Source organism: Myxacorys chilensis, assembly GCF_059505265.1.
Genome location: NZ_JCACKG010000232.1, coordinates 1 through 15131 on the forward strand (window position 1 = coordinate 1; position 15131 = coordinate 15131).

13 protein-coding genes are annotated in these 15131 nt (G+C 48.7%); 9 read left to right on the forward strand and 4 right to left on the reverse strand.

All coding sequences use genetic code 11. From position 1 onward, the window contains the following. The first annotated feature begins 890 nt into the window (after positions 1-890). Both AC5JLB_RS23570 and AC5JLB_RS23575 read left to right on the forward strand, forming a co-directional pair. A complete protein-coding gene (locus AC5JLB_RS23570) occupies positions 891-1268 on the forward strand; it encodes a PadR family transcriptional regulator (RefSeq protein WP_495694083.1) in 378 nt (125 codons plus the stop codon). A gap of 92 nt (positions 1269-1360) precedes the next feature. After that, positions 1361-1921: a cofactor assembly of complex C subunit B gene (locus AC5JLB_RS23575; protein ID WP_495876266.1), complete on the forward strand. Its 561-nt coding sequence runs from the start codon at positions 1361-1363 to the stop codon at positions 1919-1921. Between the two features lie 195 nt (positions 1922-2116). Here the strand turns inward: AC5JLB_RS23575 and AC5JLB_RS23580 are convergent, their stop codons facing one another. Continuing rightward, positions 2117-2437 (reverse strand): DUF3155 domain-containing protein, encoded by a 321-nt coding sequence (locus AC5JLB_RS23580; RefSeq protein WP_495876267.1) that lies wholly within the window; start codon positions 2435-2437, stop codon positions 2117-2119. Positions 2438-2807: 370 nt separating this feature from the next. Between AC5JLB_RS23580 and AC5JLB_RS23585 the strand changes: the two genes are divergently transcribed. Then, positions 2808-4100: a GAF domain-containing sensor histidine kinase gene (locus tag AC5JLB_RS23585; protein WP_495876268.1), complete on the forward strand. Its 1293-nt coding sequence runs from the start codon at positions 2808-2810 to the stop codon at positions 4098-4100. A gap of 32 nt (positions 4101-4132) precedes the next feature. On the opposite strand, the gene AC5JLB_RS23590 is transcribed toward AC5JLB_RS23585, so the two are convergent. After that, the gene (locus AC5JLB_RS23590; RefSeq protein WP_495876269.1) at positions 4133-5368 is read right to left on the reverse strand and encodes an S-layer homology domain-containing protein; all 1236 of its coding nucleotides are present in this window, start codon (positions 5366-5368) and stop codon (positions 4133-4135) included. A gap of 410 nt (positions 5369-5778) precedes the next feature. On the opposite strand from AC5JLB_RS23590, the gene AC5JLB_RS23595 reads away from it, so the two are divergent. After that, complete coding sequence (locus AC5JLB_RS23595; RefSeq protein ID WP_495876270.1) at positions 5779-6468, forward strand: exonuclease; 690 nt, start codon at positions 5779-5781, stop codon at positions 6466-6468. A 3-nt stretch (positions 6469-6471) separates the two neighbouring features. Here AC5JLB_RS23595 and mtnA read toward each other — a convergent pair whose 3' ends face one another. Together mtnA and dxs are read right to left on the reverse strand one after the other, a co-directional pair. Then, the gene (gene mtnA / locus AC5JLB_RS23600) at positions 6472-7554 is read right to left on the reverse strand and encodes an S-methyl-5-thioribose-1-phosphate isomerase (protein WP_495876271.1); all 1083 of its coding nucleotides are present in this window, start codon (positions 7552-7554) and stop codon (positions 6472-6474) included. A 286-nt stretch (positions 7555-7840) separates the two neighbouring features. Next, complete coding sequence (gene dxs / locus AC5JLB_RS23605) at positions 7841-9730, reverse strand: 1-deoxy-D-xylulose-5-phosphate synthase (RefSeq protein WP_495876272.1); 1890 nt, start codon at positions 9728-9730, stop codon at positions 7841-7843. A 170-nt stretch (positions 9731-9900) separates the two neighbouring features. Between dxs and AC5JLB_RS23610 the strand changes: the two genes are divergently transcribed. The 5 genes from AC5JLB_RS23610 to AC5JLB_RS23630 all read left to right on the forward strand — a co-directional run bounded on the left by AC5JLB_RS23610 (position 9901) and on the right by AC5JLB_RS23630 (position 15097). After that, entirely contained in the window at positions 9901-10578 is a 678-nt protein-coding gene (locus AC5JLB_RS23610; protein WP_495876273.1) for a hypothetical protein, read from the forward strand. A gap of 173 nt (positions 10579-10751) precedes the next feature. Further along, positions 10752-13052 carry a Tex family protein gene (locus AC5JLB_RS23615; protein WP_495876274.1) on the forward strand — a complete coding sequence of 767 codons (2301 nt, stop codon included), beginning with the start codon at positions 10752-10754 and terminating at the stop codon, positions 13050-13052. 72 nt (positions 13053-13124) lie between these two features. Beyond that, positions 13125-14342 (forward strand): DUF790 family protein, encoded by a 1218-nt coding sequence (locus AC5JLB_RS23620; RefSeq protein WP_495876275.1) that lies wholly within the window; start codon positions 13125-13127, stop codon positions 14340-14342. A 107-nt stretch (positions 14343-14449) separates the two neighbouring features. After that, positions 14450-14908 (forward strand): hypothetical protein, encoded by a 459-nt coding sequence (locus tag AC5JLB_RS23625; protein WP_495876276.1) that lies wholly within the window; start codon positions 14450-14452, stop codon positions 14906-14908. 12 nt (positions 14909-14920) lie between these two features. Further along, positions 14921-15097: a hypothetical protein gene (locus tag AC5JLB_RS23630; protein WP_495876277.1), complete on the forward strand. Its 177-nt coding sequence runs from the start codon at positions 14921-14923 to the stop codon at positions 15095-15097. Positions 15098-15131: the final 34 nt, after the last annotated feature.

The following is a 15131-nucleotide window of genomic DNA, read 5'->3' on the forward strand; positions in this document are numbered from 1 at the left end:
GATTTTATTTGCTTTGCTTCCCCTGCCGCTTCTAACTAGCAACTTAAGTTAATAGGTCAAGTTAAACCATCAGCAGAATTCGGATGGACGCAATTTTCTTGTTTTTGTTCCGAGCAATTCTATAGCGGGTAGCAACATCGATCGTAAATCTTGCAACGACAGGCACAATTTTTGCTCCGCAATTTGAGCGTGTAGCACTTTTGAGAAAGCAGCTGAGTTTCCTTGCTCACCATTGACACGCCTTCGGCTCTGCTAATTGAAGGATCACTCTTTACAATCGGTTAGTTGAGTAACAAGCATCTATTTCAGTGACACTCTTTGAGAAGTCTAAAATCTGTTTCGTTCTTTAACTCAACAACAAAATAATTTGATTTAGCATCCCCAAAGTAGAATTTCAAGTTTAGAATCGAGTTGCACCGTTTATATGTAAGTTAAGCAATTTAACAGAGCGACTGCTCAAGCAACACGTATTTTCACTCATTTTTGATTGCTTTCATTTTGAAGCAGTAGAACAAATTGTGAATCTATGAATATTGCTTTGTTCCTTGAGCACTTGCATTTCTAAGTTTGCTTAACTTTCTAGTGACGTTGCTTTACTTAACGAAACAAGAAATGTTGGTTTTTCCGCACATTTCGTACTCAATGCTCTCAATTCCAAACATTCCATCACCCTGCTAGTGTCATTTTTTTACGGTTGTAGTGCGCAGTTCAGCTTTGCACCATAAACCAAGTGACACAGGTTTGCCTAATTTTTTCACGTTCAAGGTTAAATTAACCCTTTAGTAGGACGGCAACCCTACAGGCAGGATTGTTACCCTAATGGTGTAACTAATTCTTGTTCACATCCTTTCTGCAAGCAAGTCGTTTCTCACATGCCTGGAATCAGACAGATGAAATTTGAGGATATCTATCAGTTTTTCAAAGATCCACCTCCTTTTTACCTAAACAAGGAGTTAGCGGTCTGTTACGTTCTCGCCATACTTCTGCGAGGCGATTCTTACGGTACAGAACTCATTCAACTTCTAGAGACCGAATATCCGCTTTATCGTCTTTCCGATACGGTGCTTTATAGCGCGCTTAAGTTTCTGGAAGACGAAGAGATGGTCACGGGCTACTGGAAGAAGGTAGAAGGCAGAGGTCGTCCTCGCCGGATGTATCAAATTCGCTCGGAAGCGATGCAACAGGCTCAAGATCTAGCTCATCTTTGGCAAGATTATGCAGTGCAGAAGGATACTCCAGTTCCTCAGACTGCTGCCTCTGAGAAGTAGGCGATTTGACAGATCACGACTAATGCCCTTGCAGGCTACAATTTTGTCTACACTGAGGGTGTAAGCAGGATTCTTGTTACCTGAGCTACACCATGAATGATTCTGTGATCGCGTCTACACTGGTTCTAACTGTTCTGTTGATGGTCGGTCTGTTCTTCTTTATCCGTGCTTCGACTAAGGACAGGATTCAGCAAGTTAGGCTAATCTCCGAGCAGACGGAGGAATCTCTCTTAAACCAGTTGCGGCAGTACTTTAGGGAGCGGGCCTATCGCGTTGCCGCGATCGATGCAGCAACCAATCAAGTCACCTTTGAAGGCAAAGTACGTCCCAGCTTGTTTTTAGCGATTTTTCTGTCGCTGCTTGCCGCCACTGGAATGCTTTGCCTAGTGCTAGTCATCTCAATGGTGTTACCAAGCGGGTCTGCTTTTTGGCTCAGCTTGTTGCTCCTGTCGCCTTTAGCAGGAGTTTTTTATTGGCGAGGTGCGGGACGGATTGAGCAGGTTTCCCTAAAAGTTGAGGCAATTGAACCTGAATTGTTGTTCAGCGGTTCGCTAAGCTCTGATGAAAGTGCGAAGAGTGTGATTATTGTCAGAGCGCATCGGGATGAGTTAGCAGAATTGCAGCGCACTCTCAGCTTAAGTGCATTAGAGTAACGCAAAGAATTTATAAAAGTGTTCGATTTGATGCTAAAGCAAAGACCTCATCTGATGAATAATCAAATGAGGTCTTTGCTTTAGCAGAAAACCAATGCTCTTAGTAGTCAAGTGTCCAAATAGATTGTCCAAAACCCTGGACTTCCGGAAAAGCTACATCTACCTAATTCACACAAGGCAAATGAAGAGCAATAACTAGCGACTCCGAGAGGCAACCGTCACTGGCTCCATATCGTCATCATCAGGGGATTTTAAGCTGGGGAACAAGAAGTGGTTTTCTTCGACGTATTGAGCGCCGAACAGTCCTTTCTCAGCCCAAAAATACCGATCAGTCGTATGCTCGTTTCGCTTCACTAGCAACAAAGCAGGCGGCGCAATTCCTTCAGAGTGAATGAACTTTCGAGCAGCCGTCACAGGTTTATCTTCGCCACAATCAATGCTAAACTGAGGAACGTTTTCGAGGATTCTCCGTCCTTCCTGACGACGCCGACTCTTCCGCTTACGTCTCCTTGCCAAACCCCTTACCTCCTTTTTTGACTGCCAATGCTGTAGTGATCGTTACAAAATCCGTCGCAAGTATATCGACTCTAGCCCTAAATTTCAACTGCTCTTAACGCATCTATACAAAGTGTTAAGCCGCTCATATAAAGTAAAGTTGAAATTTTTAATTCTAGTTGAATCACTCTATCACTTGCTACCCTTAGATATCAAGGGCTTTGTTCACCTTATAGGCCCCTCCAGCTCCCTCTAAAAAGCTGGACTCGGAGTCTATTATTCCTATCAGGAGTAGGAAAACCTGGGTTTGAAACTACTCCTACCTCTTGCTGAAGCGATCGCTTGCCCGCTCTCAAGGGGGTCGTCAAGCGGAGTCTGAAGGAGCGCGCTCATGTTGATGCCGACCAGTTCTGAATTCGTTGCGCTTTGCCGCTCTCAAGTAGCACTGCTCACTCAAGCGTTTGGGGCATCGCTGAGCATTGTTTATCTTACCGAAGAATGGGTTGAAAATACACAAACACAACTGGTTCCGATCGCCGCCTATCCCGATATTTCAGTTGCTTCGGAGAAAGTGAATCGCCTCGCTCCAGCATCAGAGCGGTCGAAAAACGAGGAATTGACGCCTGAACTTGAGTTTGAAGCCGCTTTTTTCCCCGCAAAGCCAAATGCCCTTGCTCAGCAACAGCAACTTATTCTTCCGCTCGTGCATGAAGAAATGGTACTGGGGTTGCTGGTGACAGAGCGAGAGGAGCGACCATGGACAACCTGGGAACGAGGACAAATTCAGCGGGTTGCAGATACGTTATCACTGGCGTGCGTGATGGATCAGCGATCGCAGTGGCTAGAAGAAGCGCATCATCAGCAGCGCCTCGTGCAAAGGCAGCAGCACGACATGCTGGATAATTTGGTACATCAATTACGCAGTCCTCTCACAGCACTGCGAACGTTCGGCAAACTGCTGTCAAAACGGCTAAGGCCAGAGGACAGGAATCAACAAATTGCTAATAGCATCCTGCGAGAGAGCGATCGCTTGCAAGACCTACTTCAACAAGTGGACGGGGCGATCGATCTCGGGAGTGCAGATCTGCTGCCCGACTATGAAGCGGCTTCAGAATCTCCTAAACAACCGATTCCTCTACTACCAGCAGGTGTGTTGACCGCATCGAATCTGGAATTGGAGCCGTGTTCTGTGGTTGACATTTTGCAGTCACTTTTAGAATCAGCAACGGCGATCGCGCACGACAAAGGATTAGCAATCCGAAGGGAAATTCCAACGTCTGTTGCCTCAGTGTCGGGCAATTGCGGAGCGGTGCGAGAAGTCTTAAGCAATTTGCTTGACAATGCGTTGAAATACACACCAACGGGCGGACAGGTGCATGTAAAGATTGATCAGGGGGTTAACTGGGTCAACGTCTGGATTAGTGACACCGGATTCGGGATTCCTAAAGAAGACTTGCCTCATATGTTTGAGCGCCATTATCGGGGGGTGCAGGCTCAAGGCAACATTCCGGGGACAGGATTAGGACTCGCGATCGCGCGTCGCCTGATTGAGCAGATGCAGGGAAAGATTGAGGTGTTTAGCCCCCTAAAAAACGATGGCTGGATCAGTCAAAATGCTGATCAGCCACCGTTTGGAAAAGGCACTACCTTCGTAGTTAGATTACCTGTAATGAGGAGTGCTTAGAAGATCCACATTGCACCTTTTAAGCGCGAGCCTTACTGACGAGGAATTTGCAAGTCAGTGGTCAGACGCAGGTTCAAATCGCTATTCGGACGGATAGAGATCAAGTCGATGCGATCGCCGCCGAAGATCAAGCCAGCCAACGCACCAACGCCCGTTCCAATCAGAACTTCGCCCGCTTTAATGTTGCGATCGCCCGTAACGGCTGAAATTCCAGCAGCAGCGGCTGAACCCAACGCAGCATCCTTCAGGATCGTTCCGGTGTTTGTCCCGCGACGAATTGATTCGGTTTGGGTGATTGCATCAGAGGTTGCTGCGATTGGCAGTCTCTGACCATTAGCCAACACGAGTTCTGAAGCCACAAACTGAGCTGCACCTTGAGATACGACTAACTGACCCGCAACCTGGCTTCCAGATGGAATCAGAACAGTGCCATCGGACGTAACGACGTTTTGAGCAACCGTCAGCGTGATCGGTGTAGGATTAGGCTCGTTCTTAGCCAGTAGAACTTTGTCCGCGCGATCGTACCGCAGAGGAATCGACGTTCCAGAAGGAATGGTCAAGGCTTGAGGAGCCACAACCTGACCGACGATGTAAGGCGACTGAATCGCCGTAACTGTTCCAGTGCTGACCAACGCTTGATAAATAAATGCCGCCACATCAGCGCGAGTAGCAGTCTGATTTGGACTCAGAAACTTCACATCAGGATAGTTCACAACGATCCGGCGCTCTGTAGCAGCGGCAATGCTGTTGCGAGCGTAGCCCGGAATATTGCTGGCATCGCTATATGCCTGAAGCAGCGCATCTGCCGATCCGGTCGTGGTGTAGTTCAATCCACTTGCCAGAGACACCAACACCTGAGCGCGAGGAATATTTTCATTTGGGCGGAATGTACCACCAGGATACCCTGCTAAAAAGCCACTCGTATACGCATTTTGAATGGCTTGATATCCCCAATAATTAGATGGAACATCTGCAAAGTTAATTGGAGTTCTGACATTTTGAGCATTCGGAAAAGCTTTGCGAATCATGGCCGCAAATTGAGCGCGAGTGACGGCTTCATTTGGGCGAAAAGATCCATCAGGAAATCCTTCAATGATGTTTCGTGAAGCAAGTTCTTGGATGAATTGAGCCGCCCAATAATCAGATGAAACATCAGGAAAGGTAGCTTGGGCAAACGCTGGCGCGATCATGACGATCGGAGCCGTTGCACCTGCTGTAATGCCGAGAGCGAGGAGTAGAGCCGTTCCAGACTTGAAGTTGCTATGCATATGAAGACGTTCCCAAGTAAACCAGTAATCTTTTGTGTTGATTAAGTAGACCTTGATTGACTTACCAAAGTTCCTGCATCTTACTACAGAAGGAAATAAGTTCATTTCTGAAAGATGCGATTTGTTTCAGAGGTTTTGTTTGCCTTTGGTCTACTTTCTCTATATACCCAATTGACGCAATAGTTCCTGAAGAAGTTGCTAAATCTAGGACACTTCCTAAACTGGTTAATAACAAATCAGGGTGGGGGGTGAGAGCCCTCATTAGAATTAATTGCTCGCTAAGTTGGGGAATGAGAGATGCAGCAAAAAAGGGTTCACGAACTGAGTTCACTAGACAGCATTACTAACGAATGTTACTGACGGGCGGTTAGCATACGATGAGTAGGAATTGAATCGAGGACATTAGAAGATTGACGCCATTTAGCTCTGGAGGGTTGCTGCCCCGCTATCAAGCAAAACAGGTGAAAGAGGCAGGCAAGCAATATTATGTGAGTGCGGAAGGAGATCGGCTTCCTAGCGTCACAACGATTCTCAATGCGACAAAACCTCCTGAAGATTGGGAGCGGTTGATGAACTGGAAACAGCGCGTTGGCGTTGAGCAGGCAGCTCAGATTAGTCAAACCGCTAGTCGCCGGGGAACTGGAACTCACCGACATATTCAGCGCTATTTGGAGGGTAAGGAGGTGAATTGTCCAGAAGCGATTCGCCCATATTGGGATAGCGTTCAGCCTGTTCTAACGTCAGTTGAAGCAGTGCGACTGGTTGAAGGAATTGTGGTGCATGACGATTTAGGATATGCGGGCATCGTTGATTGTGTCGCAAGCTACGAAGGGGTGCCGTGTATTTGCGAGTGGAAGACGGCAAACAAACCGAAGCGATCGCTGGATCATCTCTATGACTATCCGCTGCAAATCGCGGCCTACTGGGGGGCGGTCAATCGTCTCTATGATCTCGATATTCAACACGCACTGCTAGCGATCGCAGTGCCGGATCTGCCCGCCGAAGTGTTTTGGTTTGAGCAAGACGCGATCGCTCACTATTGGCAGCAGTGGGAAACCCGGGTCAAGACCTATTGGCGTCGGCTTGGCTATTTTAGGTAAGCGCTACCCAATCTGCTTCGCGTACAATTCTGATTGAATTTGAGTTGGAGTAAACGCGCCGTACTCAGTGACGATCGCGCTAATTAAATTGGCAGGAGTAACATCAAAGGCAGGATTGTAATATTCGACCCCAGGCGGATAGAGAATTGTGTCTCCAATCTGATACACCTCTTCTGGGTCGCGTTCTTCGATGGGAATTTGGCTACCGTCTGCGATCGTAAAATCGATTGTCGATAGCGGAGCCGCCACAAAAAACGGAATGTTGTGTGCTTTCGCAATCAACGCCACGCTATAAGTTCCAATCTTGTTGGCAGCATCTCCGTTGGCAGCAATGCGATCGGCCCCGACAACCACAGCATCAATCATGCCCCGCTTCATGCAGTGCGCTGCCATGCTGTCGGTAATTACTGTGACCGGTATTGCTTCTTGCACACATTCCCAAGCGGTAAGTTTAGCGCCTTGCAGCCGAGGACGGGTTTCATCGACGTAGATGCGCTCCAAGCGATTTGTTCGCCACGCTGAGCGCACAACACCAAGCGCCGTTCCATATCCGGCAGTAGCTAGTGCGCCCGCGTTGCAATGGGTTAGCAACCTCAGCTTTGCGGGTGCTTTTGGCAGAACAGATAAGCCTTGTTCCCCAATGTCTTGGCACGTTTGCAGATCATCAGCGTTGATTTGTTTTGCCGTTTGAAGGAGCGTTTCCTTCAGATAATCAACTGAGCCAAGGGTTTGCCGAGCGGTCTTCAGCATCCGCTCGATCGCCCAAAATAAGTTTACGGCGGTTGGACGAGTGACTCGCAGAGTTTCTGCTACGGTTTCTAACTCGGTGAGAAAGCGATCGCGCTCTGTCGTCTCAATTTCTCGTGCGCCTAAGTACATGCCATAGGCGGCTGCCACCCCGATCGCAGGCGCACCCCGAACAATCATGGTTTTAATTGCCCGCGCCATGTCATCAGAGCGGCTAATTTCGACAAATGCAAATTCATTCGGTAAGCGCGTTTGATCAATCAGCAGAACGCGACCGTTAAGACTTCCAGAGGAATCGTTTTGCCAGATGACGGGATAAACCTGGTTAATCAAAGACATGATGGGCTTATCTTAAAGAGCAGCACTCCAATATTACCCTCAAACTATAATCTCAATTTGCACCCCTCCAGTTTTGGCACAATAGCCGTACTAAACAGGATTGCTGAATGTTTCGAGCAGCCAAGGATTGACCGTGCCATCCGCTCTACTCTGGTTCCGTTTGAGCACTTCATTCTATTAGTGAAAGCGGCAATCTCGGTGATGCTCTAGAGCAATGGTAGCGCTGATACACAGTGAGTTGTTGATCGCAGCCATCAACAACTCACTGCCAATAGCAAACGCAAAATTAGCCGACCGCGACAGGCTGTTTGCTAAACAACTTGAGAATCCGGTCTGCCATTTGAGGCGGCGTTAAGTCTAGATCTGCTTTGGACTCCTCCGCAGTAGCGTGGTCTACCAGAAGATCAGGAACGCCGATTCGAGTGACTGGCACAACCACATCGGCATCCATCATCGCCTCAAGCAGCGCTGAGCCGAATCCGCCTTGCAGACAGCCCTCTTCCAGGGTGACGACTCGACCGATCTGTTGGGCCAACGGCAAAATTAGTTCAGTATCGAGCGGTTTGGCAAATCGGGCATTCACAACGGTTGCTTCAATGCCGTGTTCTGTCAGAATTTCGGCGGTTTGCATTGCGGGATAGACCATTGAGCCATACGCAACCAGCAGAATGTCATCTCCTTGACGAAGAATTTCACCTTTACCGATTGGGAGCGGTTCCCACCCTTCTTCCATGAGTGGCACGCCGTAGCCGTTGCCTCTGGGATAGCGCATCGCGATCGCGCCCTCGGTATGATTAATTCCAGTTACGACCATGCGCTGAAGTTCGGCTTCGTCTTTTGGAGCCATCAGCACCATGTTGGGAATGCATCGCAGGTAGGCAATATCGTACATACCCTGGTGAGTCGGGCCATCAGAGCCAACAATGCCAGCGCGATCCATGCAGAAAAAGACAGGCAACTTCTGAATGCAAACATCGTGAATAATCTGGTCAAACCCTCGTTGCAGGAAGGTTGAATAGATCGTCACGACGGGGCGCATTCCTTCACAAGCAAGACCTGCTGCCAGCGTGACGGCGTGCTGCTCGGCAATGCCGACATCAACGTACTGCTTGGGCACTCGCTTTTGCAGAATGTCTAACCCGGTTCCGGTTGCCATTGCGGCAGTGATACCGATGATTCTGGGATCATTTTCTGCCAATTTGGACAGGGTTTCGCCAAACACTTTGGAGTATCCGGGAGGCTTCGGTTTACTCGACGGATTGCCCTTTCCAGTAATCAGGTTGAACGGCGTTTGAGCGTGGTAGCCCACCTGATCGGCTTCTGCGATCGCGTACCCTTTGCCTTTTACTGTAGAGACATGCACCAGCACTGGGCCTTGAATCTGATGGGCTTCTTTAAACATCGCAATCAGTTCTTCAAGGTTATGCCCATCGACTGGACCCATGTAGGTGAAGCCCAATTCTTCAAACACCGCTCCCACTTTGGGTACCGCAAGCCGCTTCATGCCTTCTTTGAGACGCGATAGCTCCGGGGAGAAGGGTAGATTCTTAAACTGTTCTTCTAAATTGTCCGACAGAAACTGGACGGGCGGACTGAGGCGCATCTTGTTGAGATAGCGAGGAATGGCTCCCACATTGGGAGAAATCGACATCTCATTATCGTTAAGGACAACCAGTAAGTTGGTTTTGGGCAAATGTCCAGCGTGGTTAATGGCTTCTAGCGCCATTCCGCCCGTTAGCGCACCGTCCCCAATGACCGCAACAGCTTTAAACTTCTCACCCTTAGCATCTCGAGCCAGCGCCATGCCCAGCGCTGCTGAGATACTCGTGGAAGCATGACCCGCGCCAAAGTGATCAAACTCGTTTTCGCTTCGCTTAAGGTATCCGGCGATGCCATCTTTTTGACGTAGCGTGTCGAAATGGGCATAGCGCCCAGTGATCAGTTTGTGGGGGTATGCTTGGTGCCCAACATCCCAAATCACTTTGTCGCGATCGAGGTCGAGGGTTTGATAAAGAGCTAGGGTCAACTCTACGACACCCAATCCAGGACCGAGGTGTCCCCCGATCGTTGCTACGGTTTGCAGGTGCTTCTCGCGAATCTGTCTAGCGATTTGTTGAAGTTGAAAAATCGACAGACCGTGCAACTGGTTTGGGTGGGTTAATTCACTCAGATGCATACCGGGATATCCTTCGGATAATGTGGTAGGTAGTTTATCTACCTTCTTTCTTTTAACACTGTAGTCCATCGAGGGGGACGATCTTATCTCTTTAGCCGTCATCCCCTTCCTGTGGCACAATTTTCTCTGAAGCCAGACCGTTGCGATTTGTAACTACTATGCCTAACCTCATGAGATTCCGGTTGCCCGTTGCCCAGGTAATTACGGTAAGTCTAGTCGCCCTTGCCCTGCCGCCTGCACCTGCTCACTCGGCGGTGCTAGACGACTTGTTTGAACGTCCCGGACCCAATCTCTACCGTCAGTGTGCCGCTGACCTATTGCGTGCCAAAGTTCCCAATGCTGTCGCTGCCGATGCCTGTTCTAACACGGTGCGCCCCGATGATTTGGGCGTTTGCGTGCGACGGATGGCAGAAGTTCAGGTTGCGGGAGAGCAAGCGGTAGAGGTGTGTCGTCGAGTTCGTCGCCCGCTAGAAGCAGGAACGTGCGTGGTCGATATTGGTCGCAATGCGGCGCAGACGCTCTTTGCAGATGTGCTAGAGGGCTGTCGTCGCAGTCTCTTACCCCTGAGCTTTTCACAATGTGTGGTGGGGTTGAATCGAGACTTAAATTTGGCGACCAAGCAAGCGATCGATACGTGTCTCGATACGAGCGATCGTCCCCGTGATGTCTTGCCTGTGTCTATTCCTGGCTCTAATCTTCCGCCAAGAATTCCGACGATTACGCCATCAACGAGTCCGACAACGCCCGATACGCCTCTGCCGCCATCCGGGTCACCGACTCAACCGAGGACAACACCAAACACAACACCAGACACAACGCCAAATCTCTCTCTTCCTCAGAGAAACTAAACAGAGAAACTAAACGTAATAGCTTGTCGGGATTGATTCGTGCCCATTTTCAGCGAAATTTGGTAAAACCGATCTAAGATCGACAAGCTCAACCGGAATTCGTAGTTCAGAATTGAGCAACTATTGAGCAACTTTGACGAACTACGAATTGCACCTTACGAATTAGTGTCTCAATGCTTGATATTCAAAAGCTTTTAGCAGAAGAACTTGCCCTTCGTCCCGCGCAGGTGAAGAGTGCTTTGGAGTTGTTTGCAGAAGGAGCGACGGTTCCGTTTATTGCGCGGTATCGCAAAGAGCGGACGGGAGAATTAGATGAGGTTCAGTTGCGTGACCTCAGCGATCGCTACGCCTATCTCACAGAACTAGAAGAGCGCAAGAGCAGTATTCTCCAATCGATCGAATCTCAGGGCAAACTCACACCGGAGTTGAAGACTCAGATCGAATCCTGTTTGCAAAAAAACGAATTAGAAGATCTGTATTTGCCTTACCGTCCGAAGCGCCGGACGCGGGCAACGATCGCGAAAGAAAAAGGATTAGAAGCGTTAGCTAGTTGGATAAAAGCGCTGAATGAGTCGGGCGCTTCGGCAGCGCTGGAGACGGAAGCGGCGAAATATATTTCCGAAGAGAAAGGGGTTAAAACGGCGGAAGAAGCGTTGCAAGGCGCATCTGATATTTTGGCAGAAGAAGTATCTGAAAAAGCCAATCTTCGAGCTTACTTGCGGGAGTTTCTGCTGGAAACGGGCGCATTCAGTTCGCGGCTCAAAGCGGATCATCCTGAAGGAACGACGAAGTTTGAAATGTATCGGAAGTTTCAAGCCAGCGTGAGCGCGATCGCGCCTCACAATTTACTCGCGCTGTGTCGGGGTGAAACAGAAGGCATTCTCACCCTTGATTTGATATTTGACGAAGATGCGGTTCAGCACTACTTAGAAACGCAAGAAATTCGCACGAGAGCACAACCCGTTCGCGCATTTTATCGAGCAATGTTAGCAGATGCGTTTAATCGGTTGATGCGAAATTCGTTGATTAGTGAAGTGAGAGCCGAGAAGAAACAAGAGGCGGATATCGAATCAATCAAAACGTTTGAAACAAATTTGCGTGAGTTATTGTTATCTGCTCCGGCAGGAATGAAACCAACGTTAGCGCTTGATCCAGGATTCCGCACAGGTTGCAAGGTTGCGGTGTTAGATCAAACTGGAAAATTCTTGCAGTATCAAGCAGTTTTTCCTCACACAGGAGAAGAGAAGCGTAAACAAGCGGCTGCAACGCTAAAGCAATTGATTCAGAAATATCAGGTTGAGTTAATTGCGATTGGGAATGGAACAGCAAGTCGAGAAACCGATGAATTTGTCGGAGAGATTTTAGCAACGCTAGAGCAAAAGCCGATTAAAGTGATTGTGAATGAGTCGGGAGCCTCGATCTATTCTGCAAGTGACGTTGCGATCGCAGAGTTTCCCGATCTAGACATTACGGTTCGAGGCGCAATTAGCATTGGTCGTCGTTTACAAGATCCGTTAGCAGAACTGGTTAAACTTGATCCAAAATCAATCGGCGTGGGGCAATACCAACACGATGTCGATCAAAAACTGCTGAAGAAGAAGCTAGGCGAGACCGTTGAGAGTTGTGTTAACTTTGTCGGCGTCGATCTCAATACGGCATCCAAAGAGTTGCTGACTTCTGTTTCTGGCATTAGCGCAACCATTGCCAATAACATTGTGGCGTACCGCAACGAAAACGGAGCCTTCCGAGATCGCAAAGCATTACTCAAAGTGGCAAAATTAGGACCAAAGGCATTCGAGCAAGCGGCAGGATTTTTGCGAATTCGAGATGGTGCAAATCCGCTCGATAACACTGCCGTTCACCCGGAACGGTATTCGCTAGTGAGCGCGATCGCAAAAGATCTATCGGTTCCACTAGCTCAAACGCCTCAAATTGCAGAGCAGTTGAGTAAGCACCTGAAAAAATACATCACCGATGCCGTTGGTGAACCGACACTCCGCGACATCATTCGCGAGTTGGAAAAACCGGGACGCGATCCGCGCGCTGAATTTAAGTACGCGACGTTTAAGGAAGGAATTAAAGAAATTTCTGACTTGCGGGTTGGCATGGAACTAGAAGGCGTGGTGACAAACGTTGCAAACTTTGGTGCGTTTGTGGATGTTGGCGTACATCAAGATGGATTGGTGCATGTGTCACAACTGAGCGATCGCTTTGTCAGCGATCCGAATCAAATTGTGAAGGTGGGTCAAGTTGTGAAGGTGCGAGTGATGGAAGTTAACGAAAATTTGAAGCGAATCAGCTTGTCAATGCGAACGGGTGAAAAGCTAGATCGAAATGCCAACATGCCAAAGAAAGATCATAAACAGATCGAGAAACCGGAGCGAAACGCTAATGCTCCCAAGAAAGATCAAAAACAACCGGAAAAACCTGTAACGTTGGATGATCTAAAAGCTAAATTTGGAAAGAGACGCTAAGCGCATGTTAGCGTTTCCTTTGGAGTTGCGCAAAGCACTACGCAGGCATTAACCCAAGTCAAAACACTGCCTATGTTGCCGACTGATTTACTGATGCACCGCTTTAGCGGAGAAGAATTGGTTCCTAAGCGGCTCAAACTCGATTCGCAAACGCTCGCGATCGCAGATGATGTGATTGCGTTGTTTCGAGATGCCAAAGGCAAGAGCAAAGGTGAACTGAGTCGGCAGCTTTTAGAGCTTGAAGGCGAAGAAACGGACTACCGAATTAAACGCGGGCTCGCTCATCTATTGAATGGTTCATTTAGCACGTTTGAAACGATTAGTCCGCTCGATCCGCCGATGTTGCGAGATCGCGTCTTTGCGCTGTCTTCTCAAACGGTTCCTAGCCCAACTGCGACTCAAATGACGCTAGAGAAGGTAGCGGATTTGCTGGGTCAAGAACTCGGACGTGAAGTGTTGCTCGAACAAGTCAAATTGGGACTTTACGCCGATCTGCCGGACAATCAAATTTTGGTGGATTTTGAAGCGCCAACGTCTGAAGCGTTGATTCATCGCTATAACTTATCGCAAGTTCAAGGCGTGTTCTATCGTGCGAGTCACATGACGATCAACGCACATCGCAATGATCCGGGACAGTATAAACTCCTGTTTCGCTACGTCAAATTATTTCAACTCATGACGTATATCGAAGGCGACGCGGATCACGGATTTACCCTCACGATCGATGGTCCGACGAGTTTGTTTAAGCCTTCAACGCGGTATGGACTCGCGATCGCTAAGCTGCTGCCTGCTCTGCTCCACGTCACGAAATGGAGCATTTCTGCTCAGCTACAGATGAACGACAGCTACTCTGGTAAAACTCGTCAGGGACGCTTCGCTCTCGATTCGGAATGCGGATTGGTCAGTCACTATCCTCCTGGCAAAACCTACGACAGCATGTTGGAAGAAGGTTTTGTGGAGCGTTGGAGCAAGACGAAAACCGAATGGCGACTTGAACGGGAAGTGGATTTGATTCCGATTCCAGGGAGTGTGATGATTCCTGATTTTCGGGTGGTGCATCCAGACGGTCGCACCTTTTTGCTGGAAATTGTGGGCTACTGGCGACCGGAATATCTCAAGAAGAAGTTCTCTCAGGTGCGCCAATCGGGGCGCGATGATTTGGTGTTGGCGGTATCGGAACGCCTCAACCTGGAGAAGGCAGGCGTGAAAATAGCAGATACACCCGCACGGATTGTTTGGTTTAAAGATCAGTTGTTGCCAAAGACGGTATTAGAAGCGCTGGAGAGATAGACAGTTAAGCGGTGGTTGTTGGGCGATCTCAGTTACTCGATTGATGAACGGAATTACTGAATTGGCGATCGCAGTCACTTAATCATCCACTTGAGGAGGCTTCGCTGATGGAATCGTTGGACTTTAGCAGCAGCGTCGAAAGCGATGGTTTGCAATTTCAGGGCTTTGTCTCGCAAGAGGTTTTGCAAGTCTCACCTGCGCTCATGTTTGAGCCACTTCAGTTTCAGGTTGGACTGCGGATTAAGAACAATACATCTGCCCCCATTCGCGTAAATCTCTTCGACACACTGAATTGTACTCTTGTTAACGCAGATGGCTCAGTTACTCAGAACCCTCCTCCTTATATGCGTCCTCTCTCACCATCTGAACGTGACTTTCCTACCATCTTATCTGGAGAAACGTGGCTCGATGCTCACCGCGCAAGCCTGAGGCTCTTTGTGGAAGGGTATGAGTTGGGGTGGATGACTCGTTGGTGGAGACGTTTTCTGAAGTCAGTTAATCCTGAACTTGCTTATTCATCGGTGCGCTGGGAGATTGAGCACCCTCTAAAGTTGTTTATTAATTGAGGAGATGGTGGCGTGCTAATTTCTGGTCTCAAACTGGGGCTTCACCAAATCGCGCTCACGTACCACAACGACCGCTCTTCGTCAGAGTTTTATGATCGAACCACTGAAAGTATGAAGCCTGTGGAGAATCTCTGGATTGGTGATGCGACCGTCATCTCTGTCGCAATCAATCTCATGCGCTCTCCTTGACCATCTGAAACATCAGTTTTTCCCCGTTTCTCGA

What these genes read in the sequence shown, in the direction of transcription:
- AC5JLB_RS23570 (WP_495694083.1), top strand. Translation starts at nt 891, where the DNA reads ATGAAATTTGAGGATATCTATCAGTTTTTCAAAGATCCACCTCCTTTT.
- AC5JLB_RS23575 (WP_495876266.1), top strand. Translation starts at nt 1,361, where the DNA reads ATGAATGATTCTGTGATCGCGTCTACACTGGTTCTAACTGTTCTGTTG.
- AC5JLB_RS23585 (WP_495876268.1), top strand. Translation starts at nt 2,808, where the DNA reads ATGTTGATGCCGACCAGTTCTGAATTCGTTGCGCTTTGCCGCTCTCAA.
- AC5JLB_RS23590 (WP_495876269.1), bottom strand. Translation starts at nt 5,368, where the DNA reads ATGCATAGCAACTTCAAGTCTGGAACGGCTCTACTCCTCGCTCTCGGC.
- mtnA (WP_495876271.1), bottom strand. Translation starts at nt 7,554, where the DNA reads ATGTCTTTGATTAACCAGGTTTATCCCGTCATCTGGCAAAACGATTCC.
- dxs (WP_495876272.1), bottom strand. Translation starts at nt 9,730, where the DNA reads ATGCATCTGAGTGAATTAACCCACCCAAACCAGTTGCACGGTCTGTCG.
- AC5JLB_RS23610 (WP_495876273.1), top strand. Translation starts at nt 9,901, where the DNA reads ATGAGATTCCGGTTGCCCGTTGCCCAGGTAATTACGGTAAGTCTAGTC.
- AC5JLB_RS23615 (WP_495876274.1), top strand. Translation starts at nt 10,752, where the DNA reads ATGCTTGATATTCAAAAGCTTTTAGCAGAAGAACTTGCCCTTCGTCCC.
- AC5JLB_RS23620 (WP_495876275.1), top strand. Translation starts at nt 13,125, where the DNA reads ATGTTGCCGACTGATTTACTGATGCACCGCTTTAGCGGAGAAGAATTG.
- AC5JLB_RS23625 (WP_495876276.1), top strand. Translation starts at nt 14,450, where the DNA reads ATGGAATCGTTGGACTTTAGCAGCAGCGTCGAAAGCGATGGTTTGCAA.